Annotated in this window: 40 protein-coding genes; all 40 read left to right on the top strand. The window is 33.7% G+C overall.

The features are described 5' to 3' along the window. The first annotated feature begins 395 nt into the window (after positions 1-395). The 40 genes from rpsJ (at position 396) to amrA (ending at position 22,879) form a co-directional block, all read left to right on the top strand. On the top strand, positions 396-719 hold the full coding sequence (gene rpsJ / locus L21TH_RS04425; RefSeq protein WP_006310530.1) for a 30S ribosomal protein S10: 324 nt from the start codon (positions 396-398) through the stop codon (positions 717-719). Between the two features lie 100 nt (positions 720-819). Then, complete coding sequence (gene rplC / locus L21TH_RS04430) at positions 820-1,452, top strand: 50S ribosomal protein L3 (protein ID WP_006310531.1); 633 nt, start codon at positions 820-822, stop codon at positions 1,450-1,452. 25 nt (positions 1,453-1,477) lie between these two features. Beyond that, positions 1,478-2,101 (top strand): 50S ribosomal protein L4, encoded by a 624-nt coding sequence (gene rplD, locus L21TH_RS04435; RefSeq protein ID WP_006310532.1) that lies wholly within the window; start codon positions 1,478-1,480, stop codon positions 2,099-2,101. Beyond that, on the top strand, positions 2,101-2,391 hold the full coding sequence (gene rplW / locus L21TH_RS04440; RefSeq protein WP_006310533.1) for a 50S ribosomal protein L23: 291 nt from the start codon (positions 2,101-2,103) through the stop codon (positions 2,389-2,391). Before rplD ends, rplW begins: the two co-directional genes overlap by 1 nt. Positions 2,392-2,424: 33 nt before the next feature. Further along, positions 2,425-3,258: a 50S ribosomal protein L2 gene (gene rplB, locus L21TH_RS04445; RefSeq protein WP_006310534.1), complete on the top strand. Its 834-nt coding sequence runs from the start codon at positions 2,425-2,427 to the stop codon at positions 3,256-3,258. 58 nt (positions 3,259-3,316) lie between these two features. Beyond that, positions 3,317-3,601 carry a 30S ribosomal protein S19 gene (gene rpsS, locus L21TH_RS04450; protein ID WP_006310535.1) on the top strand — a complete coding sequence of 95 codons (285 nt, stop codon included), beginning with the start codon at positions 3,317-3,319 and terminating at the stop codon, positions 3,599-3,601. A 19-nt stretch (positions 3,602-3,620) separates the two neighbouring features. Further along, positions 3,621-3,956, top strand: coding sequence for a 50S ribosomal protein L22 (gene rplV, locus L21TH_RS04455; protein WP_006310537.1), 336 nt, complete (start codon positions 3,621-3,623; stop codon positions 3,954-3,956). Positions 3,957-3,972: 16 nt separating this feature from the next. Beyond that, complete coding sequence (gene rpsC, locus L21TH_RS04460) at positions 3,973-4,653, top strand: 30S ribosomal protein S3 (protein WP_006310538.1); 681 nt, start codon at positions 3,973-3,975, stop codon at positions 4,651-4,653. A 31-nt stretch (positions 4,654-4,684) separates the two neighbouring features. Further along, positions 4,685-5,128 carry a 50S ribosomal protein L16 gene (rplP, locus tag L21TH_RS04465; protein ID WP_006310539.1) on the top strand — a complete coding sequence of 148 codons (444 nt, stop codon included), beginning with the start codon at positions 4,685-4,687 and terminating at the stop codon, positions 5,126-5,128. After that, a complete protein-coding gene (gene rpmC / locus L21TH_RS04470) occupies positions 5,118-5,321 on the top strand; it encodes a 50S ribosomal protein L29 (protein ID WP_006310540.1) in 204 nt (67 codons plus the stop codon). The genes rplP and rpmC overlap by 11 nt, the downstream gene beginning before the upstream one ends. Before the next feature lie 27 nt (positions 5,322-5,348). Then, positions 5,349-5,603, top strand: coding sequence for a 30S ribosomal protein S17 (gene rpsQ / locus L21TH_RS04475; RefSeq protein WP_006310541.1), 255 nt, complete (start codon positions 5,349-5,351; stop codon positions 5,601-5,603). Positions 5,604-5,633: 30 nt separating this feature from the next. Then, positions 5,634-6,002 carry a 50S ribosomal protein L14 gene (gene rplN / locus L21TH_RS04480; RefSeq protein ID WP_006310542.1) on the top strand — a complete coding sequence of 123 codons (369 nt, stop codon included), beginning with the start codon at positions 5,634-5,636 and terminating at the stop codon, positions 6,000-6,002. A gap of 15 nt (positions 6,003-6,017) precedes the next feature. Continuing rightward, positions 6,018-6,329, top strand: coding sequence for a 50S ribosomal protein L24 (gene rplX, locus L21TH_RS04485; RefSeq protein ID WP_006310544.1), 312 nt, complete (start codon positions 6,018-6,020; stop codon positions 6,327-6,329). 27 nt (positions 6,330-6,356) lie between these two features. Beyond that, on the top strand, positions 6,357-6,899 hold the full coding sequence (rplE, locus tag L21TH_RS04490) for a 50S ribosomal protein L5 (RefSeq protein ID WP_006310545.1): 543 nt from the start codon (positions 6,357-6,359) through the stop codon (positions 6,897-6,899). 15 nt (positions 6,900-6,914) lie between these two features. Then, the gene (locus L21TH_RS04495; RefSeq protein WP_006310546.1) at positions 6,915-7,100 is read left to right on the top strand and encodes a type Z 30S ribosomal protein S14; all 186 of its coding nucleotides are present in this window, start codon (positions 6,915-6,917) and stop codon (positions 7,098-7,100) included. A 35-nt stretch (positions 7,101-7,135) separates the two neighbouring features. Further along, positions 7,136-7,534 (top strand): 30S ribosomal protein S8, encoded by a 399-nt coding sequence (gene rpsH / locus L21TH_RS04500; protein ID WP_006310547.1) that lies wholly within the window; start codon positions 7,136-7,138, stop codon positions 7,532-7,534. Positions 7,535-7,575: 41 nt separating this feature from the next. Further along, positions 7,576-8,115 (top strand): 50S ribosomal protein L6, encoded by a 540-nt coding sequence (gene rplF / locus L21TH_RS04505; protein ID WP_006310548.1) that lies wholly within the window; start codon positions 7,576-7,578, stop codon positions 8,113-8,115. 20 nt (positions 8,116-8,135) lie between these two features. Beyond that, complete coding sequence (rplR, locus tag L21TH_RS04510; RefSeq protein ID WP_006310549.1) at positions 8,136-8,504, top strand: 50S ribosomal protein L18; 369 nt, start codon at positions 8,136-8,138, stop codon at positions 8,502-8,504. A gap of 20 nt (positions 8,505-8,524) precedes the next feature. Then, the gene (rpsE, locus tag L21TH_RS04515; protein WP_006310550.1) at positions 8,525-9,031 is read left to right on the top strand and encodes a 30S ribosomal protein S5; all 507 of its coding nucleotides are present in this window, start codon (positions 8,525-8,527) and stop codon (positions 9,029-9,031) included. 12 nt (positions 9,032-9,043) lie between these two features. Beyond that, the gene (gene rpmD / locus L21TH_RS04520) at positions 9,044-9,220 is read left to right on the top strand and encodes a 50S ribosomal protein L30 (protein WP_006310551.1); all 177 of its coding nucleotides are present in this window, start codon (positions 9,044-9,046) and stop codon (positions 9,218-9,220) included. Between the two features lie 26 nt (positions 9,221-9,246). Then, positions 9,247-9,687 (top strand): 50S ribosomal protein L15, encoded by a 441-nt coding sequence (gene rplO / locus L21TH_RS04525; RefSeq protein ID WP_006310553.1) that lies wholly within the window; start codon positions 9,247-9,249, stop codon positions 9,685-9,687. A 1-nt stretch (position 9,688) separates the two neighbouring features. Beyond that, positions 9,689-10,960 carry a preprotein translocase subunit SecY gene (gene secY, locus L21TH_RS04530; RefSeq protein WP_006310554.1) on the top strand — a complete coding sequence of 424 codons (1,272 nt, stop codon included), beginning with the start codon at positions 9,689-9,691 and terminating at the stop codon, positions 10,958-10,960. 39 nt (positions 10,961-10,999) lie between these two features. Beyond that, on the top strand, positions 11,000-11,650 hold the full coding sequence (locus L21TH_RS04535; RefSeq protein WP_006310555.1) for an adenylate kinase: 651 nt from the start codon (positions 11,000-11,002) through the stop codon (positions 11,648-11,650). Then, positions 11,650-12,396, top strand: a complete 747-nt coding sequence (gene map, locus L21TH_RS04540) for a type I methionyl aminopeptidase (protein ID WP_006310556.1) — start codon at positions 11,650-11,652, stop codon at positions 12,394-12,396. The genes L21TH_RS04535 and map overlap by 1 nt, the downstream gene beginning before the upstream one ends. A 14-nt stretch (positions 12,397-12,410) precedes the next feature. Beyond that, complete coding sequence (locus L21TH_RS04545) at positions 12,411-12,692, top strand: KOW domain-containing RNA-binding protein (protein WP_006310557.1); 282 nt, start codon at positions 12,411-12,413, stop codon at positions 12,690-12,692. 28 nt (positions 12,693-12,720) lie between these two features. After that, the gene (gene infA / locus L21TH_RS04550; RefSeq protein ID WP_006310558.1) at positions 12,721-12,939 is read left to right on the top strand and encodes a translation initiation factor IF-1; all 219 of its coding nucleotides are present in this window, start codon (positions 12,721-12,723) and stop codon (positions 12,937-12,939) included. A 15-nt stretch (positions 12,940-12,954) separates the two neighbouring features. Further along, positions 12,955-13,068: a 50S ribosomal protein L36 gene (gene rpmJ / locus L21TH_RS04555; protein ID WP_006310559.1), complete on the top strand. Its 114-nt coding sequence runs from the start codon at positions 12,955-12,957 to the stop codon at positions 13,066-13,068. Between the two features lie 147 nt (positions 13,069-13,215). Next, positions 13,216-13,578, top strand: coding sequence for a 30S ribosomal protein S13 (gene rpsM, locus L21TH_RS04560; RefSeq protein WP_006310560.1), 363 nt, complete (start codon positions 13,216-13,218; stop codon positions 13,576-13,578). A gap of 24 nt (positions 13,579-13,602) precedes the next feature. Then, positions 13,603-14,001, top strand: a complete 399-nt coding sequence (gene rpsK, locus L21TH_RS04565) for a 30S ribosomal protein S11 (protein WP_006310561.1) — start codon at positions 13,603-13,605, stop codon at positions 13,999-14,001. A 30-nt stretch (positions 14,002-14,031) separates the two neighbouring features. Next, the gene (gene rpsD / locus L21TH_RS04570; protein ID WP_006310562.1) at positions 14,032-14,655 is read left to right on the top strand and encodes a 30S ribosomal protein S4; all 624 of its coding nucleotides are present in this window, start codon (positions 14,032-14,034) and stop codon (positions 14,653-14,655) included. Between the two features lie 74 nt (positions 14,656-14,729). After that, entirely contained in the window at positions 14,730-15,677 is a 948-nt protein-coding gene (locus L21TH_RS04575; RefSeq protein ID WP_006310563.1) for a DNA-directed RNA polymerase subunit alpha, read from the top strand. Between the two features lie 27 nt (positions 15,678-15,704). Beyond that, positions 15,705-16,046 (top strand): 50S ribosomal protein L17, encoded by a 342-nt coding sequence (rplQ, locus tag L21TH_RS04580; RefSeq protein ID WP_006310564.1) that lies wholly within the window; start codon positions 15,705-15,707, stop codon positions 16,044-16,046. A gap of 212 nt (positions 16,047-16,258) precedes the next feature. Next, positions 16,259-17,089 carry an energy-coupling factor transporter ATPase gene (locus L21TH_RS04585; RefSeq protein WP_006310565.1) on the top strand — a complete coding sequence of 277 codons (831 nt, stop codon included), beginning with the start codon at positions 16,259-16,261 and terminating at the stop codon, positions 17,087-17,089. Beyond that, complete coding sequence (locus tag L21TH_RS04590) at positions 17,086-17,949, top strand: energy-coupling factor transporter ATPase (RefSeq protein WP_006310566.1); 864 nt, start codon at positions 17,086-17,088, stop codon at positions 17,947-17,949. The genes L21TH_RS04585 and L21TH_RS04590 overlap by 4 nt, the downstream gene beginning before the upstream one ends. Further along, on the top strand, positions 17,942-18,742 hold the full coding sequence (locus L21TH_RS04595; RefSeq protein WP_006310567.1) for an energy-coupling factor transporter transmembrane component T family protein: 801 nt from the start codon (positions 17,942-17,944) through the stop codon (positions 18,740-18,742). Before L21TH_RS04590 ends, L21TH_RS04595 begins: the two co-directional genes overlap by 8 nt. A gap of 9 nt (positions 18,743-18,751) precedes the next feature. Continuing rightward, the gene (gene truA, locus L21TH_RS04600) at positions 18,752-19,507 is read left to right on the top strand and encodes a tRNA pseudouridine(38-40) synthase TruA (RefSeq protein WP_006310568.1); all 756 of its coding nucleotides are present in this window, start codon (positions 18,752-18,754) and stop codon (positions 19,505-19,507) included. Between the two features lie 151 nt (positions 19,508-19,658). Next, on the top strand, positions 19,659-20,087 hold the full coding sequence (gene rplM, locus L21TH_RS04605; protein ID WP_006310569.1) for a 50S ribosomal protein L13: 429 nt from the start codon (positions 19,659-19,661) through the stop codon (positions 20,085-20,087). 23 nt (positions 20,088-20,110) lie between these two features. Further along, positions 20,111-20,503 carry a 30S ribosomal protein S9 gene (gene rpsI, locus L21TH_RS04610; RefSeq protein WP_006310571.1) on the top strand — a complete coding sequence of 131 codons (393 nt, stop codon included), beginning with the start codon at positions 20,111-20,113 and terminating at the stop codon, positions 20,501-20,503. 163 nt (positions 20,504-20,666) lie between these two features. Continuing rightward, positions 20,667-21,392 (top strand): N-acetylmuramoyl-L-alanine amidase CwlD, encoded by a 726-nt coding sequence (gene cwlD, locus L21TH_RS04615; protein WP_006310572.1) that lies wholly within the window; start codon positions 20,667-20,669, stop codon positions 21,390-21,392. A gap of 77 nt (positions 21,393-21,469) precedes the next feature. Then, positions 21,470-22,879, top strand: a complete 1,410-nt coding sequence (amrA, locus tag L21TH_RS04620; protein ID WP_006310573.1) for an AmmeMemoRadiSam system protein A — start codon at positions 21,470-21,472, stop codon at positions 22,877-22,879. Positions 22,880-22,934 lie beyond the last annotated feature (55 nt).

Here is a 22,934-nt window from a genome sequence, read left to right on the forward strand (position 1 = left end):
CGTGAAGGTGGAAGAACTGTAGGTGCTGGTGTTGTAACTGAAATCATTGAGTAATTTAAAAAAAGATATTAAAAGAAGGGACTTTCCCTTCTTTTAATATCTTGGCTTTATTAACAAAATGTAAAAAAATAATCTGAAAAAAATGTTATAAGGTCTTGAGTTTTACTTGGATATAAGTTAAAATATTAAAGTATGCTACTTACATGCAATGAGGCAAAAGGTTGCTGATGAGAATCAGGTAATTTTTGCTGAGTATGTCCCGTTTAAAATGGGGCGACTGGTATTGCCATTAAATTTTTTGGAACAATTCAACACACCCGGTTGAGTGTATTGGCAATCCCATGTCGTATGTTGTGTATGTATAAACATGCGATAGTAAAGGAGGGAATTTTGAAATGGCTAATAAAGCAAGTGGAAAGCAAAAAATAAGAATCAGACTAAAAGCATATGACCATGAATTATTAGATACATCAGCGCAAAAAATTGTAGAAACAGCTAAAAGAACAGGTGCTAATGTATCAGGACCAATACCATTACCAACTGAAAAACAAGTAATCACAATCTTAAGGGCAGTTCACAAGTATAAAGACTCTAGAGAGCAGTTCGAACAAAGAACTCATAAAAGATTAATCGACATTACTAATCCTACACCAAAAACAGTAGATTCTCTAATGAGATTAAATCTACCTGCTGGTGTTGACATTGAAATAAAATTATAGTAATTGATATTAAGTGGAGAAGTTGTTAATTTTACACACTCTGCTTAGTATGATTGCACTTTGGGTGTAATCCGCTGTAAGAAAACAGGAGGTGTATAAAATGAAAGGTATTTTAGGTAGAAAAGTTGGAATGACTCAAGTTTTCAAAGAGGATGGTACGGTTGTACCAGTGACAGTTATTGAGACAAAAGGAGTAACTGTTGTTCAAAAGAGAACTGAAGAAAAAGAGGGATATAACGCAATCCAAATTGGTTTTGAGGATGTTAAAGAAAAGAAACTTAACAAGCCAATGAAAGGGCATTTTGATAAAGCGGATGTTGCTTACAAAAAGTATTTAAAAGAATTTAGAGTGGAAAATTTAGATGAGTATGAAGTAGGACAAGAAATTAAAGTTGACATATTCGAAGAAGGAGAAAAAGTAGATATCACGGGAATTTCAAAAGGTAAGGGATTCCAAGGTGTTATTAAAAGACATAATCAATCAAGAGGACCAGAAACTCATGGTTCTAAATATCATAGAGCGGTAGGTTCAATGGGAGCATCTGCGTATCCATCAAGAGTATTTAAATCTAAAAAGTTGCCAGGACACATGGGTCATAAAAAGGTTACTGTTCAAAACTTAGAAGTAGTAAAAGTAGATGTTGAAAGAAATTTATTGCTAGTTAAAGGAGCAGTTCCAGGTCCAAAGGGTGGACTGTTAACTATAAAAGAATCAGTTAAAGTGTCTAAATAAGCTTCGGTAGAAAGGAGGACTAATTATGCCTAAGGTAGCTTTATATAACGTGTCAGGAGAACAGATTGGAGATATCGAGTTAAGCGATTCTGTATTCGGAGTAGAAGTTAATGAGCATGTTTTATATGAAGTAGTTAAGAATCAACTTGCAAATAAAAGACAAGGTACTCAATCAGCTAGAACTAGAACAGAAGTAAGAGGTGGAGGAAGAAAGCCTTGGAGACAAAAAGGAACAGGTAGAGCGCGTCAAGGTAGTATAAGAGCTCCACACTGGACTGGTGGTGGTGTAGTATTTGCACCAAAGCCAAGAGATTATAGCTACAGAATACCTAAGAAAGTTAAAAGATTAGCTATGAAATCGGCTTTAAGTTCAAAAGTACAAAATGATGAGCTTGTAGTTTTAGATGAGCTTAAAATGAATGAGCCAAAAACTAAAGATATGGTTAATATCTTGAAGAATATAAACTCAAATAAAAAAGTGCTTATAGTTTTAGATGAAAAAGATGAAAATGTAGTTAAATCAGCAAGAAACATTTCAGGAGTTGAAACTACTTTAGTAAACACATTAAACGTTTATGATATATTAAAATATGACTCATTTGTTATCACGAAAGCAGCTGTAAGGAAAGTGGAGGAGGTGTATGCATAATGCGTAACCCACACGATATAATCATTAAACCGGTTATAACTGAAAAAAGTATGGATGATATGGCAGACGGAAAATATACTTTCGTTGTGGATAAAAAAGCTAACAAGACAGAAATTAAAAATGCGATTGAACAAATCTTTGATGTGAAAGTGGATAAAGTTAATACTATGAATATGAACGGTAAGATGAAAAGAATGGGAGTACATCAAGGAAGAAGAGCTAGTTGGAAAAAAGCCATAGTAAAACTTACGGAAGATAGTAAAGGTATCGAGTTCTTTGAAGGAATGTAGGATGTAGACTTAAGTTAGAAGGAGGGAACAGAAATGGGTATTAAAAAGTTTAAGCCTACTTCACCGGGTTTGAGACAGATGACGGTTTCCACTTTTGAGGAAATCACAAAGAAAGAGCCAGAAAAATCACTTTTAGCTCCTCTAACAAAGAAAGCTGGAAGGAATTCACAAGGTAAAATAACTGTTCGTCATAGAGGTGGAGGAGTAAAAAGGAAGTATAGAATTATAGATTTTAAAAGAAATAAAGATGGTGTGCCTGGAAAAGTAGCAGCTATAGAGTATGATCCGAATAGAACTGCTAACATAGCTCTAATTCACTATGCTGACGGAGAAAAAAGGTATATAATCGCACCATACAAGTTAAAAGTTGGAGATATTATAGAATCAGGGGAAAATGTTGATATTAAAATAGGTAATGCATTACCACTTAGAAGTATTCCAGTGGGTACAACAATTCATAATATAGAGTTAAAACCAGGAAAAGGTGGACAGTTGGTTAGATCAGCTGGTAACTCAGCTCAATTAGTAGCTAAAGAAGGCAAATATGCACAAGTTAAACTTCCATCAGGCGAAGTTAGAATGATTCATGTTGAGTGTAGAGCTACAATAGGTCAAGTAGGAAATATAGACCATGAAAATATTACAGTAGGTAAAGCGGGTAGAAAGAGACATATGGGTATCAGACCTACAGTTAGAGGTAGTGTTATGAACCCTAATGACCATCCACACGGTGGTGGTGAGGGTAGAGCTCCAATTGGTAGACCGAGCCCTGTTACTCCTTGGGGTAAACCAACACTTGGATATAAAACTCGTAAGAAAAATAAAAAATCTGATAAGTTTATTGTTAGAAGAAGAAACCGTAAATAATATAAGTGATAGTAGAGTGGCATAATAGGTGCAATATAGGCTGAAAGGAGGATTTAGAATGGGTAGATCATTAAAGAAAGGACCATTTTGCGACGAGCACTTGATGAAGAAGGTTAAAGCGTTAAATGAAAAAGGCGAAAAGAAGGTTATTAAAACTTGGTCACGTCGTTCGACGATATTCCCGGAAATGATTGGTCACACAATAGCTGTTCATGATGGTAGAAAACATGTACCTGTATATATAACGGAAGATATGGTTGGTCATAAGTTAGGAGAGTTTGCGCCAACAAGAACGTATAGAGGTCACGCGGATAAATCTGAAAAATCAACAGGAGTTAAATAGACGAAAGGAGGGGCCTTAAGTGGAAGCTAGAGCAATAGCTAAGTATGTACGAATTTCGCCAAGAAAAGTAAAACCAGTTGCTGACTTAGTGAGAGGTAAGCAGGTTGATGAAGCGCTTGCAATATTAAAGTTCACACCTAGAAAAGGTGCTAGAGTTTTAGAAAAAGTAGTTAAGTCAGCTGTAGCGAATGCAGAAAACAACTTCGATATGGATAGAGATAACTTATATATATCAGAAGTGTACGCGAATCAAGGACCAACACTTAAAAGATGGAGACCAAGAGCTCAAGGTAGAGCGTATCAAATATTAAAGAGAACAAGTCACGTAGGTGTAGTTGTTAAAGAAAGAGACTAGAAAAGGAGGGAAATTAATGGGTCAGAAAGTAAATCCACATGGATTAAGAGTTGGAGTAATTAAGGACTGGGATTCAAAATGGTATGCTGATAATAAAAACTTTTCAGATTATCTGATTGAGGATCACAAAATCCGTGAACATATAAAAACTAAACTATATATTGCAGGGATTTCAAAAATAGAAATTGAAAGAGCGGCTAACAGAGTAAAAATTAACATTTATACAGCTAAGCCTGGAATGGTAATCGGAAAAGGTGGTTCGGGCGTAGAACAATTAAGGAAAGAGCTTGAAAAATTAACAGGTAAGAAGATAATAGTTAACGTAGAGGAAGTTAAGACTCCAGAGAAAGATGCTCAGTTAGTAGCAGAAAATATAGCAAGTCAAATTGAGAGAAGAATTTCTTTCAGAAGAGCTATGAAGCAATCAATTCAAAGAGCTATGCGCGCGGGTGCAAAAGGTATTAAAACTTCTGTATCAGGAAGACTTAATGGTGCTGACATGGCTAGAACAGAAAGATACAGTGAAGGAACTATACCTTTACAAACATTAAGAGCGGATATCGATTATGGTTTTGCAGAAGCTGATACAACATACGGAAAGATAGGCGTAAAGGTTTGGATTTATAAAGGAGAAGTTCTACCAAAAAAAGTAGTGGATAACAAAGGTGAAAATAAAAAAGCTAGCAAAAAAAGATAGGATATTCCGTTAGGAAGGAGGATGAAGACTTATGTTAATGCCTAAAAGAGTAAAACGTCGTAGAGTTCATAGAGGAAGAATGAAAGGGAAAGCTACTAGAGGTAACAAAGTGACTTACGGAGAGTTTGGATTACAAGCATTAGAGCCAGCTTGGATAACTTCAAATCAAATAGAAGCAGCCAGAAGAGCTATGACAAGACACGTTAAAAGAGGCGGAAAAATCTGGATAAAAGTATTCCCGGATAAACCGGTTACTAGAAAGCCAGCTGAAGTTCGTATGGGTAAAGGTAAAGGTTCACCAGAGTACTGGGTAGCAGTAGTTAAACCAGGAAGAATCTTGTTCGAGATGGCTGGAATACCTGAGGATGTTGCTAGAGAGGCTATGAGATTAGCATCTCACAAGTTACCAATCAAATGTAAATTCGTGACTCGTGAAGATGCAACTGAAAAGGGTGGTGAAGCTGATGAAAGCTAGTGAATTACGTCAAATGACTGAGCAGGAATTAAACGAAAAATTAGCTGAATTCAAGTCAGAACTATTCAACTTGAGATTTCAATTAGCTACTGGTCAACTTGATAATCCAATGAGAATTAAAGCTGTTAGAAAAGATATAGCTCGTATAAAAACCGTTTTGAGAGAAAGAGAATTGAAAAAAGTTAATGCATAGTAGTTACCAGAAAGGAGGGCTATTAAATTGGCTAGAGGAAATAGAAAGACTAGAGTTGGACGCGTAGTAAGTGATAAAATGGATAAAACTATAGTTGTTGCTGTAGAAACTTTTGTTTCACATCCTTTATACGGAAAGCAAGTTAAAAGAACAACTAAATTTAAAGCACATGATGAAAAGAATGAGTGTAGAGTAGGAGATAAGGTTAAAATTATGGAAACTAGACCATTATCAAGACAAAAGAGATGGAGATTGGTTGAAATAGTAGAAAAAGCTAAATAATCCTTACAGCTAGTGAAGGGAGGGTGTTAAATGGTTCAGAATGAATCAAGATTAAAAGTAGCTGATAACTCAGGAGCTAAAGAACTATTAGTTATTAGAGTTTTAGGTGGTTCGAATAGAAGATATGCTAACATTGGAGATATAGTGGTAGCTAGTGTTAAAAGTGCAACACCTGGAGGTGTTGTAAAAAAAGGTCAAGTAGTTAAAGCAGTTATAGTTAGAACTAATAAAGGTATTAGAAGAGAAGATGGTAGCTACATTAAGTTCGATGAAAATGCAGCGGTTATTATAAAAGATGATAAACAACCAGTAGGTACACGTATATTCGGTCCGGTAACAAGAGAACTTAGAGACGGAAAGTTCATGAAAATTATTTCATTGGCACCAGAAGTATTATAAGAGGAGGTGTAATCAATGCATGTAAAGAAAGGGGATACAGTAGTAGTAATAGCAGGTAAAGATAAAGGTAAAAAAGGAAAAGTGCTAACTGCTATACCTAAGAAAGACAGAGTTATAGTTGAAGGTGCTAACATGGTAACTAAGCACCAAAGACCAAATCCTCAATTACAACAAGGAGGAATTATTCATCAAGAGGGTCCAATACACGTATCAAACGTGATGATATATTGTGATAAATGTAAGCAAGGAGTAAGAATAGGACATAAATTATTAGATAACGGAAATAAGGTTAGAGTTTGTAAAAAATGCGGTGAAGTTCTAGACTAATAGCACTGTGTGAAAGGAGGTCACAAAATGACAGCGCGTTTAAAAGAAAAATACAACAAAGAAGTTATTCCGGCATTAATGGAGAAATTTAAATACGATAACATTATGGAAGTTCCTAAATTAGAGAAAATTGTTATCAACATGGGGATTGGAGATGCTAAGGAAAATCCAAAATCATTCGAAGCTGCTATAGAAGAGTTAGCTCTAATTTCTGGTCAAAAACCAGCTGTTACTAGAGCTAAAAAATCAGTATCAAACTTCAAGATTCGTGAAGGAATGCCAGTTGGATGTAAAGTTACTTTAAGAGGAGAAAGAATGTATCATTTCTTAGATAAATTAGTTAATATAGCTCTTCCAAGGGTTAGAGACTTCAGAGGGGTTTCACCTACTGCATTTGATGGAAGAGGTAACTATGCATTAGGGATTAAAGAGCAATTAATTTTCCCTGAAATAGAGTACGATAAAGTTGATAGAGTTAGGGGTATGGACATAATTGTAGTTACAACAGCTAAGACAGACGAAGAAGCGAGAGAGTTATTAGCTTTATTAGGGATGCCCTTTAAAAAGTAAAAAGGAGGGAAAAAAGTGGCTAGAAAAGCTTTAAAGGTAAAACAACAAAGAAAGCCGAAATATAGTACAAGAAAGTACAATAGATGTAGAATATGCGGTAGACCACATGGTTACCTAAGAAAGTTTGGTATTTGCCGTATATGCTTTAGAGAACTAGCTTACAAAGGACAGATACCTGGAGTTAAAAAAGCGAGCTGGTAATAACATATTGTTTAGATGGAAGGAGGTAAACTCTCATGGTAATGACTGATCCAATTGCGGATATGCTAACAAGAATAAGAAATGGTAACAACGCTAGACACGAGACTGTTGATGTTCCAGCTTCAAATATTAAAAAGGCTATCGCTCAAATTTTATTAGATGAAGGATATATTAAAGGATTTAATGTAATAGATGATGGTAAACAAGGTATTTTAAGAGTAGAACTTAAGTATGTAAATGGTAACGAAAAGGTAATAACTGGACTTAAGAGAATATCTAAGCCAGGACTTAGAGTTTACGCTAAGAAAGACGAAATACCAAAAGTTTTAGGTGGTTTAGGAATAGCAATTATGTCTACATCTAAAGGTATATTAACTGATAAGCATGCTAGAAAAGAAGGTGTAGGCGGAGAAGTTCTTTGCTATGTATGGTAATAGTAAGAAAAGACACGATCTAAGGAATAGGAGGTGCAGGCATGTCAAGGATAGGTTTAAAACCAATTAATATCCCTGATGGAGTAGATATCAAACTAGACGATAATAATTATATAGTAGTGAAAGGACCTATGGGTCAATTAGAACAACAGCTATCAAGAGATATGATTATTGAAATGGAAGAAAATGTAATGACGGTTAAAAGACCTACAGAAAATAAAAAGCATAAGTCTTTACATGGATTAACTAGAACTTTGATTTCTAATATGATAGAAGGTGTAACTAAAGGTTATACTAAAACTTTAGAAATTGTTGGTGTAGGATACCGTGCTCAAAAACAAGGTAAGAAATTAGTACTGAACTTAGGTTTCTCACACCCAGTTGAAATGGAAGACCCAGAGGGAATTGAAACTGAAGTTCCTTCAAATACAAAAATTATAGTAAAAGGTATAGACAAACAAAAAGTTGGTAACTATGCGGCTGTAATTAGAGAATTAAGAAAACCTGAGCCTTTCAAAGGTAAAGGTATAAGATACGAGGGAGAAGTAGTAAGACGTAAAGAAGGTAAGGCAGCTAAATAATAGGAAAGGAGTGAGCATGGGTGATAAAAAAAGTAGATAAAAACAAAAAAAGAGTGCAAAGACATAGAAAAATAAGAAAAAAAATCTATGGTACTCCTGAAAGACCTAGATTTAATGTTTTTAGAAGCTTAAATCATATATATGCACAAATAATTGATGATGTATCAGGTCATACATTAGTTGCTGCTTCTACTTTAGATAAAGACATTAAAGAAAAAGCTGATTCATTAACTAAAAAAGAAGCGGCTAAATTAGTAGGAGAAACTGTAGCTAAAAGAGCTTTAGAGAAAGGCATTGAAAGTGTTGTATTCGATAGAGGTGGATATATATACCACGGAAGAGTTAAAGAACTTGCTGAAGGTGCAAGAGAAGGTGGACTTAAATTTTAAAACAAAGGAGGGGAAGAGGAATGCAACGAGGACGCATTGATGCAAGTCAATTGGACTTAAAAGAAAAAGTTGTTAATATAAACCGTGTAACTAAAGTTGTAAAAGGTGGTAGAAACTTCAGATTTAGCGCATTAGTTGTTGTTGGAGATGAAAACGGTCATGTAGGTGTAGGTATGGCTAAAGCATTAGAAATACCTGATGCAATAAGAAAAGCAATTCAAGATGCTAAAAAACATTTAATTAAAGTACCTATAGTAAATACTACTATACCACATGAAATAACAGGAGAATTCGGAGCAGCAAGAGTTCTGTTAAAACCAGCTGAAGAAGGTACTGGAGTTATTGCAGGTGGTCCAGTTCGTGCTGTATTAGAGTTAGCTGGAATTAGAGATATAAGAACTAAGTCATTAGGTTCTAATAACCCTAGAAACATGGTAAATGCTACGATAGAAGGACTAAACTCATTAAAGACAGCAGAAGAAGTAGCGAAATTAAGAGGAAAATCAGTAGAAGAGTTATTAGGTTAGGGGGGAATTACCTTGGCTAAGATTAAAATAAAACTTTTAAGAAGTAAAATAGGAAAAAGTGAAAAGCAAAGAAGAACAGTTGAAGCACTAGGGTTAAAGAAAATAGGTCAAGTTGTGGAAAAAGAAGATACTCCGCAAACAAGAGGTATGATTGAAAAAGTAAAGCACATGGTAGAAGTTGTAGAATAGTAAAATCGTCAAAAGGAGGTGCCGTTATGAAACTACATGAGTTAAGACCAAGTGAAGGTAGCATAAAAAAAGGTAAAAGAGTAGGAAGAGGTAGAGCTTCTGGCCTTGGTAAAACTTCTGGTAGAGGACAAGATGGTCAAAACTCACGTTCTGGTGGTGGAGTAAGACCAGGTTTCGAGGGAGGCCAAATGCCTTTATACAGAAGATTACCAAAGAGAGGATTTACTAACATATTTGCTAAGAAATATACTGTTGTTAATGTAAAAGATTTAAATAGATTCGAAGACGAAACAGAAGTAACTCCAGAATTACTAAAAGAAGCTGGCATTATCAAGAAGCTTCAAGATGGAGTAAAAATACTTGGAGATGGTGAGTTAAGTAAAAAACTTACTGTAAAAGCTCATAAATTCAGCAGCTCTGCTGTTGAAAAGATAGAGGCTAATGGGGGAAAGGTAGAGGTGATTTAACATGTTATCAACTTTAAGGAATGCTTGGAAAATTCCTGACTTAAGAAAGAGAATCTTATTTACTTTATTAATGTTAGTTATATTTAGATTAGGAGCTAACATTCCTGTTCCTTTTATTGATAAGTCGGTAATAGCAAGTATGTTTACAGATAAAGGAGCTGGGGTGCTAGACTTCCTAGATTTAATGGCTGGGGGAGCCTTTAAAGATTTTACGATATTTGCTTTGAACATTTATCCTTATATAACTGCATCGATCATAATGCAGCTATTAACTATTGCAATTCCTAAACTTGAGGAAATAGCGAGACAAGATGATGGGAGAAAGAAAATAGCTCAATATACAAGATATGGAACAGTTGTGTTAGCTTTAATTCAAGCTATAGGATATAGTATAGGATTCTTTAATAAAGCGTTGATAAGTAAAGATTTCTTATCTGTTTCTGTTGTAGTAATAACATTAACAGCAGGTACAGCGTTCCTAATGTGGTTAGGAGAGCAAATTACAGATAAAGGTATAGGTAACGGTATTTCACTTATTATTTTCACAGGTATAATTTCTAGATTGCCTGGTGGAATTGCTAGAATTTATGGGCTTTTAAAAGCTGGAGAAGTAAACATTATCGAAGTACTTGTATTCTTAGTATTTGCATTGTTTATAATTGTCGGAGTTGTTGCTATACAACAAGGACAAAGAAAAATACCAGTACAGTATGCAAAAAGAGTTGTGGGAAGAAAAATGTACGGCGGACAAAGTTCTCATATACCATTAAAGGTATTAATGGCAGGAGTTATTCCTGTAATCTTTGCTCAATCAATACTTGCATTCCCACAAACATTAGCATTTTTCTTCCGTGGAGGATTTTCAGCATGGGTTAGCAAGTATTTATCAATAGCTGGTAACCCAGGAGTATGGATATACTCAATTTTAAATGTATTATTAATTATTTTCTTCACATATTTCTATACAGCAGTACAATTTAATCCAGTTGAATATGCTAATAACTTAAAGCAATACGGTGGATTTATTCCTGGTATAAGACCTGGAAAGCCAACGTCAGAGTATTTAAATAGAGTTTTATCAAAAATTACTTTAGTAGGAGCTATTTCATTAGCATTAATAGCTTCAATACCAACATTAATATTCTCATTTACAAATTTAAATATTAGATTTGGAGGTACAGCACTTCTAATTGTTGTTGGTGTTGCACTTGAAACTATGAAACAAATTGAAGCACAAATGCTAATGAGACACTATAAAGGATTCTTGAAATAAATTTAACGGCTAAAATTACTCCTTAAGGAGATGATTAGTTTGAGATTAATTTTATTAGGACCTCCTGGAGCAGGTAAGGGAACTCAGGCTTCTAAAATAGTAAAGAAGTATAATATACCACATATATCAACAGGAGATATTTTTAGAAAAAATATTAAAGAAGGAACTGAATTAGGTAAGAAGGCTAAAGAATATATGGATAAGGGTTTTTTAGTTCCGGATGAAGTTGTAGTAGCTATTGTTAAAGATAGACTTATGAAAGATGATTGTAAAGAAGGATTCTTATTGGACGGTTTCCCTAGAACAGTAGCTCAAGCTGATGCCTTAGATACAGAGCTTTCTAACTTAAATGTTAGCTTAGATAAAGTTCTTAATATTAGCGTAAGTAAAGAGAATTTAATAGAAAGAGCTGTAGGTAGAAGAGTTTGTAAAGAGTGTGGAGAAACTTATCATGTTAAATTCAACCCACCAAAGAAAGACAATATATGTGATGCTTGTGGTGGAGAGTTACATCAAAGAAAAGACGATACTGAAGAAACTGTTACAAAGAGAATAGAAGTTTATTTAGAACAAACAAAACCACTTATAGATTACTACAGTGAAAAAGGTATTTTAGTAGATATAAACGGAGAGCAAGATATCGATGCAGTATTCTCCGATATAGTTAGCGTGCTAGGGAGCGGAGAATAATGATAATTTTAAAGACAAAAAGAGAAATAGAAAAGTTGAGAAGGGCTGGGAGGCTAGTATCTGAGACCCATGCCTTTCTTCAAAAACTTATTAAACCGGGAATAACTACTAAAGAATTAGACGAAGCGGCAGAAGAATTTATTCGCAAACATAAAGCTGAACCAGCATTTAAAGGATATAACGGATTTCCTGGAAGTATATGTGCATCAATTAATGAAGAAGTAGTCCATGGAATTCCTGGACTAAAAAAATTAAAAGATGGCGATATTATTAGTATAGATATAGGAACTATAGTGGATGGTTATTATGGAGATGGTGCTAAGACCTATCCTGTCGGAAATGTGTCAGAAGATAAGTTAAAGTTGATAGAAGTAACTAAGCAAAGTTTTTATGAGGGAATAAAATATGCAAAAGTTGGATATAGGCTTTCTGACATATCCCATGCGATTCAAAAATATGTTGAAAAAAACGGATATTCTGTTGTTAGAGATTTTGTAGGACATGGAGTCGGACAGAATATGCATGAGGACCCACAGATTCCTAATTTTGGACCACCGGGAAGAGGCCCTAGATTAAGACCAGGAATGGTTCTAGCAATTGAACCGATGGTTAATGCAGGAACATATCATGTAGAAGTTTTACAAGATAATTGGACTGTTGTTACAAAGGATGGAAAGCCATCTGCTCACTATGAACATACGATAGCAATAACTGACGGTGAACCGCAAATATTAACTGCTTTATAAGAAGAGGTGAAATCATGGAAACTACTAATGATATAGAGATTGGGCAGGTAGTTAGGTCCAAGGCTGGTAGAGATAAGGGCAGAGTATTTGTTGTTTTTGACATTATAGATGATAAGTATGTTTTAATAGTAGATGGCGACATTAGAAAGATTAGCAAACCTAAGAAAAAGAAGATTAGGCATCTAATTGTATATAAAACAATATTAAATGAACTAAAGAAAAAGATAATAAATAAAGAGAAGTTTAATAACGCTTATGTTAGAAGAGCATTAAGTCCATTTAATAAAGAGATATAAAAAATATGAACGGAGGTTGGATTGTTTAATGTCCAAAAAAGATGTTATTGAGGTAGAGGGAACTGTAGTTGAGGCTCTACCAAATGCAATGTTTAAAGTAAAATTAGAAAATGGACACGAAATTCTAGCTCACATCTCAGGTAAGCTAAGAATGAATTTTATAAGGATTTTACCAGGAGACAAGGTTACAGTAGAGTTATCACCCTATGACTTGACTAGAGGAAGAATTACGTGGAGGAATAAGTAGCGAGGAGGGATTATAGTGAAAGTAAGACCTTCAGTTAAGCCTATATGTGAAAAATGTAAAGTCATCAAAAGAAAAGGTAAAGTAATGGTTATATGTGAAAACCCTAGACATAAACAAAAACAAGGTTAATTAAAAAAATCCTTGTTTTATGTCTAGTTTTCTATTATATTTTTTAGTATAATTTGTATAGTATTGTTTTAGTCAATACTTTAAGTTAGAAACGCGGCTGCTTTATATATAAAACGAGTATCTTAGATTTAGGAGGTGTAAGTATAAATGGCCAGAATTGCAGGTGTTGACTTACCAAGAGATAAAAGAGTAGAAATTGGCTTAACTTATATCTATGGTATAGGAAGATCTACAGCAAATGAAATATTAGATAGAACAGGAATAAATCCAGATACAAGAGTTAAAGACTTAACAGAAGAAGAAGTACGTAAATTAAGAAGTGAAATTGATAAATACACAGTTGAAGGTGACTTAAGAAGAGAAGTTGCTATGAATATTAAGAGACTAAAAGAAATCAACTGCTACAGAGGTATAAGACATAGAAGAGGACTTCCTGTTAGAGGACAAAAAACAAAGACTAATGCTAGAACTAGAAAAGGTCCTAAAAAGATAGTTGGTAAGAAAAAATAGTAATAGCAAAGGAGGGACTTCAGGATGGTAGCTAAAAGAGCGAAGAAAAGCCGTGTAAGAAGAAGAGAGCGTAAAAACATAGAAAGAGGTCAAGCACATATTAAATCAACTTTTAATAATACAATCGTAACTTTAACAGATGTGCATGGAAATACAATTGCATGGTCAAGTGCTGGACAATTAGGATTTAAAGGTTCAAGAAAATCAACACCATATGCAGCGTCATTAGTTGCAGAAGAAGCGGCTAAGAAAGCTATGGAACATGGTTTAAAGACTGTAGAAGTTTATGTGAAAGGACCAGGAGCAGGTAGAGAAGCTGCTATTAGGTCATTACAGGCTGCTGGTTTAGAGGTTAGTCTAATTAAAGACGTTACACCAATACCACATAACGGTTGTAGACCACCAAAACGCAGAAGAGTATAAAAAATAATAAAAAGTCAGGAGGTGCTAGGTATGGCAAGATATACAGGACCGGTATGTAGACTTTGTCGTAGAGAAGGACAAAAGCTTTATTTAAAAGGAGAGAAATGCTATACAGATAAATGTCCAGTAACTAGAAGAAACTATGCGCCAGGACAACATGGTCAAATGAGAAAGAAATTAACTAACCACGGAATCCAATTAAGAGAAAAACAAAAAGTACGTAGATACTATGGAGTTTCAGAGGTACAATTTAGAAAGTACTTCAAAATGGCAGATAAAATGGATGGAATTACAGGTGAAAACTTATTAAAAGTATGTGAAATGAGATTAGATAATGTTGTATATAGATTAGGACTTGCTGCATCAAGAAAAGAAGCAAGACAGCTTATCAATCATGGACACTTCACAGTAAATGGTAAGAAGGTAGATGTTCCTTCATACTTAACATCTATAGGTGATGTTATTGAAATTAAAGATAAAAGCAAAGCTTCACCTAAGTTCAAGGGCTTAGTAGAAAGTCATAGAGGTAATGTACCTCAATGGTTAGAAGTAGATGCTGAAAATATGCAAGGTAAGATTATTGCTGAACCAAGAAGAGAAGATATAGAAATACCAATTGAAGAGCATCTAATTGTTGAGTGGTATTCTAAATAGTGCGTGATAGCATATAGATAGAATCAGCCGGCCCTCGGAAATGTATTAAAAGGCCTTTAAGGAGGGTTAAATTAATGATTGAAATAGAAAAGCCAAGAATTAATATCGTTGAGCAAAGTGAAGATAATACCTATGGTAAATTTGTAGTAGAGCCTTTAGAAAGAGGTTACGCTACAACTTTAGGAAATACACTTAGACGAGTGTTACTTTCATCATTACCAGGTGCTGCAGTTACTTCTATAAAAATCCAAGGGGTACTACATGAGTTTTCTACAATCCCTGGAGTTTTAGAAGATGTGTCTGAAATCATATTAAATATTAAAGACATTGCGGCTATAATGCATACAGATGAACCTGTTAGTTTAAGAATTGAAGCTAAAGGACCTTGCGATGTAAAAGCAGGAGATATAATATCTGGTCCTGATGTGGAGATTCTTAATAAGGACTTACACATAGCTACTCTTGAAGAAGATGCAGAATTTTTAATGGAAATGGAAATGGAAAAAGGTAGAGGCTATGTGTCAGCAGAAAGGAATAAAAAAGAAGACCAACCAATAGGAGTTATTCCAATAGACTCTATATATACTCCTGTTAAGAAAGTTAATTTCTCTGTAGAAAATACAAGAGTAGGAAATGTTACTGATTATGATAAATTGATACTAGAAGTTTGGACGGATGGAACTATTAAGCCAGATGAAGCTGTTTCACTAGGCTCAAAAATTGTTAATGAGCATCTTAATTTGTTTATTAACTTAACTGAGCATGTAAGTGAAGTAGAAATAATGGTTGAAAAAGAAGAGGACGAAAAAGAAAAAGTTCTAGAAATGACTATTGAAGAGCTAGATTTATCTGTAAGGTCTTACAACTGTCTTAAGAGAGCAGGTATTAATACAGTTGAAGAACTAACTCATAAGACTGAAGAAGACATGATGAAAGTTAGAAACCTAGGTAAGAAATCCCTTGAAGAAGTTAAAAATAAGCTTGCAGAATTAGGACTAAGCTTGAAGAAAAGTGAAGAGTAAAAGAAGAGCTAAAGGGAGGGATATAGGATGGCAATGCATAGAAAGCTTGGACGTACTACAGACCACAGAGTAGCTATGTTAAGAAACTTAGTTACAAGCTTATTAAAAAATGGTAGAATAAAGACTACACAAGCTAAGGCTAAAGAAGTTAGACGATTAGCAGAAAAAATGATTACTCTTGGAAAAAGAGGAGACTTACATGCTAGACGTCAAGCATTAGCATACATTTATGATGAAAGTGTTGTAAAAACTTTATTTGATGAAATTGCTCCAAAATATGAAGAAAGAAATGGTGGATACACAAGAATCATGAAATTAGGACCTCGTAGAGGTGACGGAGCTGAAATGGTTATAATAGAATTAGTTTAGTGCAGAAAGGGGATTAAGCTATATTTAGACTTAGTCCCCGTTTTTATGATTTAATTGACTCACAAAGTATAAAATACTACAATAGATTATAATTGTTTATTGCTAATATATGCGATAATTAGTATAATGTTTATTAGTGAATGAATTACATTTATATTATATTTAAGTACTATAAAATTAAGTATAGATTTCCTGCTAAAAAGAGGGATAATATGGATAACGCTATTATAAAAGTTGATAATGTTACATTTCAATATTCAAATGGAGAGAATGAAAAAGTACCAGCTTTAAAAAATGTAAGTTTAGAAGTAAAAAGAGGAGAGTTTTTAGTAGTTTTAGGCCATAACGGGTCAGGAAAGTCAACATTAGCTAAACTCATGAATAGTTTGCTTGTTCCTACAAAGGGAAAAGTTTTTGTAAATGGTATGGATACAACGGATGAAGATAAAATATGGGAAGTTAGGCAGACTGCAGGAATGGTTTTTCAAAATCCAGACAATCAGCTAGTAGCTACGATTGTAGAAGAAGATGTTGCTTTTGGACCTGAAAATCAAGGTGTAGAGCCTAAAGAGATAAGGCGAAGAGTAGATGAAGCATTAGAAGTAGTAGAAATGCAACAATATAAAAAACATGCACCTCATCTGTTATCTGGAGGACAGAAACAGAGAGTGGCAATAGCAGGTGTATTAGCAATGAAACCTGAGTGTATTATTTTAGATGAGCCGACTGCTATGTTGGACCCATCAGGTAGAAGAGAAGTTATGAATACAATAAAAAAGTTGAATGAAGAAGAAAATAAGACTATTGTTCATATAACTCATTATATGGATGAAGCAGTAGAGGCAGATAGAATAATAGTAATGGAGCAAGGTGAAATTGTACTTGAAGGGACACCAAGAGAGGTTTTTAGTGAGGTTGAAAAAATAAAAGAGTTGGGATTAGATGTACCTCAGGTCACTGAATTAGCGTATAAGCTTAGAAAAGAAGGTTATCAGATACCAAAGGATATATTAACCGTTGAGGAATTGGTGAGTGTAATATGACAATATTGATAAATAACTTAACATATATATATAATCCAGGTAGTCCATTTGAAACTAAAGCTTTAGATAATGTCAATTTACAAATCAATGACGGAGAATTTGTGGGTTTAATCGGACATACAGGTTCAGGTAAATCAACTTTAATACAACACCTAAATGGTTTAATAAAACCTACATCGGGGAAAATAGAAATAGATGGAGTTGACATAACTTCAAAAGGTGTAAAGCTTAAGACGATTAGACAGAAGGTAGGACTGGTGTTTCAATATCCGGAGCACCAACTGTTTGAAGAAACAGTATATAAGGATATTGCATTTGGTCCACAAAACTTAGGTCTATCAGAAAAACAAATAGATGAACGTGTAAAAGAAGCTATGGAATTAGTTGGTCTTGATTTTAAGCTAGTTAAAGATAGATCACCTTTTGAATTAAGTGGAGGTCAGAGAAGAAGAGTAGCAATAGCAGGTGTATTAGCGATGAAACCTGAAGTCCTAATTCTTGACGAACCTACCGCAGGATTAGACCCAAGGGGTAGAGATGAAATATTAGGTCAAATAAAAGAATTGCACGAAAAGCATAACATGACAATAATACTTGTTTCACATAGTATGGAAGACATTGCAAGATTAGTTGATAAAATTATTGTAATGAATAAAGGGAAAGTAGCAATGGTAGGTAAGCCTCGTGAAATATTTAAACGAGTAGATGAACTGGAAGAATTAGGATTAGGCGTTCCACAGATTACTTATTTTATGAGAGAATTAAAAAAACAAGGTAAAGATATATCAGAAGTTGTGTTGACTGTTGATGAGGCTAAGGAAGAAATTTTAAGGTATTTAAGGGGAAATAAGAATGCTTAAAGATATAACAATAGGACAATATTTTCCAGGTGAAACTATAATACATAAATTAGATCCAAGGGTTAAGATACTTATTACTTTTTTATTTATAATTTCATTATTTTTTATAGATAGTTTTTTACCTTATGTTTTTGTAGTAGCTTTTATAATGAGTGCTATTGCATTATCAAAAGTGCCACTGAAATATATATTAAAAGGTCTTAAACCCTTAATGATTATAATATTTATTACCTTTGCTATAAACGTTTTTATGACCAGTGGTGAGGTTATATTTGAGTTAGGTCCATTGGATGTTACTAAAGAAGGTCTTTATCAAGCTACGTTTATGGCACTAAGATTAATATTTTTAATAGTAGGAACGTCTTTACTTACTCTGACTACATCTCCTATATTGCTAACTGATGGCATAGAGAAGCTTTTAAATCCTTTTAAGAAAATTGGTGTACCAGCACATGAATTAGCTATGATGATGACAATTGCATTAAGGTTTATACCTACTTTACTTGAGGAAACTGATAAAATTATGAAGGCTCAAAAGGCTAGAGGAGCAGATTTTGAGAGTGGTAATGTATTAAATAGAGCTAAAAGCTTAGTTCCATTATTAGTACCATTGTTCATAAGTGCCTTTAGAAGAGCAGATGAGCTAGCAATGGCAATGGAAGCTAGATGTTACAGAGGCGGAGATAATAGAACTAGAATGAGACAACTTGCTATGTCTAGAAGAGACTATATTGCCTTAAGTATAACAGGTATTTTAATTGCTATAATAATATTTAGTAGATATTTTATGTAGGTGTATAATATGAGGAACATAAAGCTAACAATAGAATACGATGGAACGAGATTTTATGGGTGGCAGAAGCAACCTAATGTTATTACGGTTCAAGAAGAGATAGAGAAAGCAATAAATAAAATCACAGGAGAAGAGATTAAGATAATAGGAGCAGGGAGAACTGATAGAGGTGTACATGCGAAAGCACAAGTTGCTAACTTTAATACTGCTTCAAGAATACCAGCAGATAGGATAAAATTTGCATTAAACAGCCAATTACCAGAGGACATATCTATAAAAGAATCAGAAGAAGTAGGTGAAGATTTTCATTCTAGATATAGTGCTGTAGGTAAAGAATATAGATATTTAGTATATAATAATAAAACAAGAAGTCCGCTACTTAGGAATTATGCGTATTATGTTCCATATAAGTTAGATGTTGAAAATATTAAGGCAGCGAGTAAGTACTTCATAGACACCTATGACTTTAAAGGCTTTATGTCATCAGGAAGCTCTGTTAAGGATACTGTAAGAACTATATATGATTTTTCGGTATTAAAAAAAGATTCAACAATTGAGTTTAGAATAAAAGGAAATGGCTTTCTTTATAATATGGTAAGAATAATAGTGGGGACTTTGATTGAAGTAGGTAATAATAAGATAAAGGTAGAAGATATTCCTAATATAATAAAGTCAAAGGATAGAAGTAATGCAGGACATACAGCATTACCTCAAGGACTTTACTTATATAGGGTTTACTATAATAATAGTGAGATAAGAAAGTAAATAATTGTATTTACTAATAATTAGGGAATGTCTTGACACGCTAGGCTCCATGTATTACAATATATAAGAGTGTAGGCTAATAAAATCCACTAGCCCCGGATTTTATAATAGATACAAGTTAGTACTACTGCTGTGATAAGGAGGGAAAAGAATGAAAAGCTATATAGCAAAGCCAAATGAAGTAGAGAGAAAATGGTATATAGTAGACGCAGAAGGTAAAACACTAGGTAGACTTGCTTCAGAAATAGCAAAAATATTAAGAGGAAAACATAAACCAACTTACACTCCACATGTAGATTGTGGTGACCATGTAATAGTAATAAATGCAGAAAAAGCTGTTTTAACAGGTAAAAAGTTAGAGCAAAAATTATACAGATACCACACAGGATATCCAGGTGGTTTAAGAGAAATACCTTATAAAAAATTAATGGCTGAAAAGCCTGAACTAGCTATTGAAGCAGCAGTTAAGGGAATGCTTCCAAAGAATAAGCTAGGAAGAAAAATGATGCGTAAATTAAGAGTATATAGAGGAGCAGAACATAATCATGATGCTCAAAAACCTGAAGTTTACGAAATATAATGCTTAGGAAGGGAGGACTATAAGTGGCTAAAGTTCAATACTACGGAACAGGTAGAAGAAAAAAGTCAGTAGCTAGGGTTAGATTAGTACCAGGGTCAGGAAATATAACTGTAAATAAAAGAGACCTTGATGAATATTTTGATTTAGAAACATTAAAAGTGCAAGTTAAAGAGCCTCTAATCATTACAGACACAATTGATAAATATGATGTACTTGTAAATGTAAATGGAGGAGGATTTACAGGTCAAGCTGGAGCTATCAAGCACGGAATTTCTAGAGCATTACTTAAAGCTGACAGCGAATTAAGACCTATATTAAAGAAAGCTGGTTTCTTAACTAGAGACCCAAGAATGAAAGAAAGGAAAAAATACGGACTTAAAAAAGCAAGACGTGCACCACAATTCTCAAAAAGATAATGTTGCATGTACTTATATATATGTGGAAAAAACACTGGAGTTACTCCAGTGTTTTTTTGTGCTCTGTAATATTGCAAATGAAATTTGAATATTGTTATTATAGAGTCTTTTATTCAATAAATAGATAGTATTATTTTTTGTTTTAAAACATAGGGGGAGTTCAATGAAGATTATTATAATTAAAAAGAAACATCTTTTAATAATACCTATAGTAATTATAGGCTTGCTAATATATTTATTTATACCCTCTAAAAAAGAATCAGAAGAACCAGCATTTTTTTTGCCTATACTAGATAAGGTAATAGCAATAGACCCAGGGCATGGTGGTGTTGACCCTGGTGCAGTAGGACATTTTGATAAAAATGAAGACGACATAAACTTGGCTATTTCTTTAAATTTGAGGCGACTTATAGAACAAAGTGGTGGTATAGTTATTCTCACTAGAGAAGAAGATGAAGGTTTATATACAGAAAAATCAGACACTTATAGAGCTAAAAAGAATGAAGATTTAAGAAATAGAAGAATACTTATTAATGATAGTGAGCCGGATGTGTTTATATCTATTCATTTAAATAGTTTTCCTCAGTCTAGATATTATGGAGCACAGACCTTTTATAAGAAGGGGTGTGAAGAAAGTAAAAAGTTAGCCTTAGTTATTCAGGAGGAATTGAAGAATACTTTAGATAAAAATAATAATAGAGTACCACAACCACGAGACAGTGTATATATAATAAGAGAATCAAAAGCTCCAGCAGTATTAATAGAATGTGGATTTTTATCAAATCCTAAAGAGGAAAGACTGTTAAATGACCCAGAATATCAAGAAAAAGTTGCATGGGCTATTTATTCTGGTTTACTTAGGTATTTTAGCGATACATCTGATGAATAATAATAAGCATAGAAAGGGTATTATTATTTTATACAGAACTATAAACAGTAACAATAATGAACTTAGGAGGGTATTTAATGGGTAAAATACTTGGTGCTTATCTTCTACCACATCCACCTATTGTAATTTCTGAAATAGGTAGAGGTGAAGAAAGTAAGACAGCAAATACCATAAGAGCTATGAAACAAGTTGCTTCCGATATAGGGAAGAAAAAGCCAGATACTATTATTTTGGTTACACCCCATGGTCCAATGTTTTCAGATGCTATAGCTATATCTTATGAAAAAACCTTAAAAGGAAGTTTTGAAAGGTTTGGGAATAGTGATTTAGCATATACATTTTCTAATGATTTAGAGCTTGTAGATAAAATTGTTAGAAACGCTGGAGATGTAGATGTGGTTTGTGCAAAAGTTGATAAAGAATTTGCTAAAGAATATGGAGTGTCCGCTGAATTAGACCACGGTGCATTAGTACCATTATACTTCATTAATAATGAATACAAGGATTTTAACTTAGTACATATTACATATGGATTATTATCACCAATAGAATTATATAAATTTGGAATGGCAATTAACAAATCGATTAATGAAACGTTAAAAGATGTAGTATTTATTGCAAGTGGAGATTTATCCCACAAGCTTACTAAAGATGCACCAGCAGGTTATAATGCTAGAGGTAGGGACTTTGATGAAGAAATTGTATATCTATTAGAAAAAGGTAACTTTGAAGGTATTATGACTATTGAACCTGAATTTGCAGAAGCAGCAGGCGAATGTGGACTACGTTCATTACAAATAATGTGTGGCTTATTAGACGATTACAATACTACATCAGAGGTCCATTCATATGAAGGACCTTTTGGAGTAGGGTACTGTGTTGCAAGTATTGATGTGTTAGAAAAATCAGATAGACATAAGTTATTACAAAAACTGATTCAGAGGGAAAAAGAAACTATTAAGAACATTAGAAATAATGAAGATGAATACGTAAAATTAGCTAGAAATAGTTTAGAATTTTACGTAAAAAATAAAAGGAAAATGAATATGCCTGAAAATTTACCATCAACAATGTTGAATGAAAAAGCAGGAGTTTTTGTATCTATTAAAAAAGATGGGAAACTTAGGGGATGTATAGGTACTATTCAACCAAGTGAAGAAAACATAGCAAAAGAAATAATAGAAAATGCAGTTAAAGCAGGAGCAGATGACCCTAGATTTTATCCGGTTGAACAAGATGAATTAGATAAGCTTATTTATTCTGTTGATATATTGAAGAAGCCTGAAGAGGTAATTTCAATAGATGAGCTAGATGTGTACAAATATGGAGTTATAGTAAAGAAAGGTAATAAAACTGGGCTTTTACTTCCGGCTTTAGATGGAATTGATACTCCAGAGCAGCAAGTTTCAATAGCATTACAAAAAGCAGGAATAAATCCAACAGAAGGTTATTCACTTTATAGGTTTGAGGTTGAAAGACATGGCTAAAAATAGTTAAGTCTTATTATCAATAGGTAAATGTTAATAAACTGTTAATTATATG

Origin of the sequence: Caldisalinibacter kiritimatiensis (assembly GCF_000387765.1) — a bacterium.
Taxonomy (GTDB): Bacteria; Bacillota; Clostridia; order Tissierellales; family Caldisalinibacteraceae; genus Caldisalinibacter; species Caldisalinibacter kiritimatiensis.